General features: G+C 63.5%; 2 protein-coding genes. One reads left to right on the top strand and one right to left on the bottom strand.

All coding sequences use genetic code 11. From position 1 onward, the window contains the following. Positions 1-254 precede the first annotated feature (254 nt). The gene (locus ABE493_RS19315) at positions 255-2,420 is read right to left on the bottom strand and encodes a S46 family peptidase (RefSeq protein WP_346501009.1); all 2,166 of its coding nucleotides are present in this window, start codon (positions 2,418-2,420) and stop codon (positions 255-257) included. Positions 2,421-2,555: 135 nt separating this feature from the next. Here ABE493_RS19315 and tdh point away from each other — a divergent pair, with 135 nt between their 5' ends. After that, on the top strand, positions 2,556-3,590 hold the full coding sequence (gene tdh / locus ABE493_RS19310; protein ID WP_346501007.1) for an L-threonine 3-dehydrogenase: 1,035 nt from the start codon (positions 2,556-2,558) through the stop codon (positions 3,588-3,590). Positions 3,591-3,643: the final 53 nt, after the last annotated feature.

The raw sequence follows: 3,643 nt of genomic DNA, 5'->3' as shown, positions 1-3,643 counted from the left end.
GCCGAGCCCTGCTCGGCAGTGGCCTTCCCGGTAAGGCCTCAGCCGAGCATGGCTCGGCACAACAGTTGCCAGGCAACGAACGTGGGAGCGGCGACAGCCGCGAAGCCACAGATCCATCCGATTGCCGGCATGCAGGTGCTTTCAACACTGCCGGCTTCGCGGCTGACGCCGCTCCTGCAAATCTGCGCGTTGCCCGACAAAAAAGCCCGGGCAGTTTCCCGCCCGGGCTTTCATTCAAACAACGCAGCTCGAGCTTACTTCGAGGCGGCGTCCATTTCCTTCAGCAGCTGCGGCGCCGGCGCCACTTCCTGCATGATCCAACGCATGTAACGCTCGTCGACCGAAATCATGCGGGTCATCACCGGGTCGAACACCCAGTTGCTGGCGACCGATTCCCAGATGCCGTCAAACGCCAGACCGACCAGACGACCGTGCGCGTCCAGCACCGGCGAGCCGGAGTTGCCGCCAGTGATGTCCAGATCGGACAGGAAGTTCACCGGCACGCTGCCGATACGCTTGTCTTCAAAGCCGCCATAACGCTTGGCCTTGACCGCATCGATCAGCGCCTGCGGCGAGTCGAACGGGTCCTTGCCGGTTTCCTTGGCGACGATGCCTTCCAGGTCGGTGAAGGCCGGCTGCACCTTGCCGTCCAGGCCGGTGTAACCCTTCACGTTGCCGAAGGTGATGCGCAGCGACAGGTTGGCGTCCGGGTAAACGAACTCACCCTTGGTCTTCTTGTAATCAGCAATTGCCTGCAGGAACAGCGGGCGCGCGACCAGCTCTTCACCGGTACGGACCTTGCGCTGGTGCTCCAGCTCCAGCAGTGCCGGCATCACCGCCACCGCGTACTGGATGGCCGGGTCGGTGCTGGCTTCAAACGCAGCTTTGTCGGCACCGAACCACTTCAAACGCTCGTCCAGGTTGCCCAGCTTGGAGCCGTCCAGACGCGCGACGGTTGCATCAACCGCCTTGGCATCGACGCCGCCGATCCACTTGTCGAACGCCGACAGGTGCTGGCCAGCCGGCAGCTGCACGTACTGCTGCAACCAGTACTGCTGGAACTGACGGTCCATGGCCGGCACGTAGCGGCGGTCCATCTGCTTCAGGCCGCCTTCGATGGTCGGCAGGTCGCGCTCCTGGTAACCCTCTTCGCGCTGCGCGTCCGGCTTGGCCTTTTCAATGGCCAGGCGGTACAGACGCACGGCGGTGCCGAGGGTGCCGGTGCGGTTGAGCATCGCCAGGTTCAGGTCACGCGCCTGGTTCATGCGCGACTGCTGGCCCAGCGTCTGCAGCTGTGCGAAGGCATCCAGCGCCGGCTTGCCGGCATCGCCCTGGCCACGCAGCCATTCCAGCACCGCGGTTTCTGCAGCCTGCTTCTGGCCCAGCACGTTGTTGCGCTTGAAGCCGTCCAGCTGGCCGTCGTAGTTCTTGCTGGTGTTGTTCCAGCCGGCCATGTTGGCGGCGTACTTCACCGCGATGTCCGGGTTGGTCTTACTGGCCGCTTCGACCATCGCGATCTGGTCCTTGTAGGCCTTGGCGATCGACGGGTAGGTCCAGGTAGCGGTGTTCTCGAATTCGCTGACCAGCGCATAGCGATCGGTGCGGCCCGGGTAACCGGCAACCATCACGAAATCACCCTCGCCCAGCGGCTGGTTGGCCAGCTTCAGCCAATGCTTGGGCTGGTACGGCACGTTGTCGGCGGCGAATGCGGCCGGCTTGCCGTCCTTGCCAACGTAGGCGCGGTAGAACGAGAAATCGCCGGTGTGGCGCGGCCACATCCAGTTGTCGACGTCGCCGCCGAACTTGCCGACGCTGCCCGGGGGTGCATAGGCCAGGCGCACGTCCTTGATTTCCATGTTCTTGAACAGGCGGTAGGTGTTGCCGCCGGAGAAGCTGTACAGGGTGCAGCTGTAGGCATCGTCGGTTTCACAGGCAGCAATGGCCTGCTTCTCGAAGGTTTCCAGCGCTTGGGTGCGCTTGAGCGGGTCATTGCCGGCGCCAGCGATGGCGGCCTTTACCTGGGTGGTGACGTCGGTGATGTCGTCCAGCACGTAGATGCGGGCGTTCGGGCCGGCGCTCAGTTCGTCCTTCAGGGTCGGCGCGTTGAAGCCGTCCTTGATCAGATTCTTCTCGGCGGTGGAATTGAGCTGGATCGAGCCGTAGGCACAGTGGTGGTTGGTGACCACCAGGCCCTGCGGCGAGACGAAGCTGGCGGTACAGCCGCCCAGCGCAACCACTGCGCCCATCGGGTCACCGGTGAGGTTGGCCAGCTGCTGCGGGTCCAGCTTCAGGCCTGCCTGCTTCAGCGGGCCGGCAATTTCCGGCAACTGCTGCGGCACCCACATGCCTTCGGCAGCCTGCGCGGTCTGCGCCAGGCCAAGGCCGGCAACGATGGAAAACGCAAGAAAATTCACGCGCATCAGACACATCCGAAAGTTTGGAACGGCCGATTGTAGCGGCTGTAACTGTCTGCCGCCCCTGTCATCGGTCAGTACCGGGCGGTTACGGTTGAAAGCTTATAATCACGTCCTTTCCCCACACTGCGGTCCCCTGCAATGGCACAGACGATGAAGGCGCTGGTGAAGCGCGAAGCGACCAAGGGCATCTGGATGGAAGAGGTGCCGGTGCCTACGCCGGGCCCGAACCAGGTGCTGATCAAGCTGGAAAAGACCGCCATCTGTGGCACCGACCTGCACATCTACCTGTGGGACGAATGGAGCCAGCGCACCATCAAGCCGGGCCTGACCATCGGCCACGAGTTTGTCGGCCGCATCGCCGAAATCGGCCCGGGCGTGACCGGCTATGAAATCGGCCAGCGCGTCTCGGCCGAAGGCCACATCGTCTGCGGCCATTGCCGCAACTGCCGTGGCGGCCGCCAGCACCTGTGCCCGAACACCGTCGGCATCGGCGTCAACGTCAACGGCGCCTTCGCCGAATACATGGTGATGCCGGCCACCAACCTGTGGCCGATCCCGGACCAGATCCCGTCCGAGCTGGCCGCGTTCTTCGACCCCTATGGCAACGCCGCGCATTGCGCGCTGGAGTTCGACGTGATCGGCGAGGACGTGCTGATCACCGGCGCAGGCCCGATCGGCATCATTGCTGCCGGCATCTGCAAGCACATCGGTGCACGCAACGTGGTGGTCACCGACGTCAATGATTTCCGCCTGAAGCTGGCTGCCGACATGGGCGCCACCCGCGTGGTCAACGTCGCCAACCAGTCGCTGAAGGACGTGATGGCCGAGCTGCACATGGAAGGCTTCGACGTGGGCCTGGAAATGAGCGGCAACCCGCGCGCCTTCAACGACATGCTCGATTGCATGTACCACGGCGGCAAGATCGCCATGCTCGGCATCATGCCGCGCGGTGCCGGTTGCGACTGGGACAAGATCATCTTCAAGGGCCTGACCGTGCAGGGCATCTACGGCCGCAAGATGTACGAGACCTGGTACAAGATGACCCAGCTGGTGCTGGGCGGTTTCCCGCTGGGCAAGGTGATGACCCACCAGCTGCCGGTGGACCGTTTCCAGGAAGGTTTCGACCTGATGGAACAGGGCAAGGCCGGCAAGGTCGTACTGAGCTGGAATTGATCCGTAGTGCCGACCCATGGTCGGCAATAGGGCATTACCGGTAAAGCCACTGC

Source organism: Stenotrophomonas terrae, assembly GCF_039674165.1.
Classification (GTDB): domain Bacteria; phylum Pseudomonadota; class Gammaproteobacteria; order Xanthomonadales; family Xanthomonadaceae; genus Stenotrophomonas; species Stenotrophomonas terrae_A.
The sequence above is the reverse complement of the archived record's forward strand: the minus strand, read 5'-3'. Positions and strand labels throughout refer to the sequence as shown.

What these genes read in the sequence shown, in the direction of transcription:
- tdh (WP_346501007.1), top strand. Translation starts at nt 2,556, where the DNA reads ATGGCACAGACGATGAAGGCGCTGGTGAAGCGCGAAGCGACCAAGGGC.
- ABE493_RS19315 (WP_346501009.1), bottom strand. Translation starts at nt 2,420, where the DNA reads ATGCGCGTGAATTTTCTTGCGTTTTCCATCGTTGCCGGCCTTGGCCTG.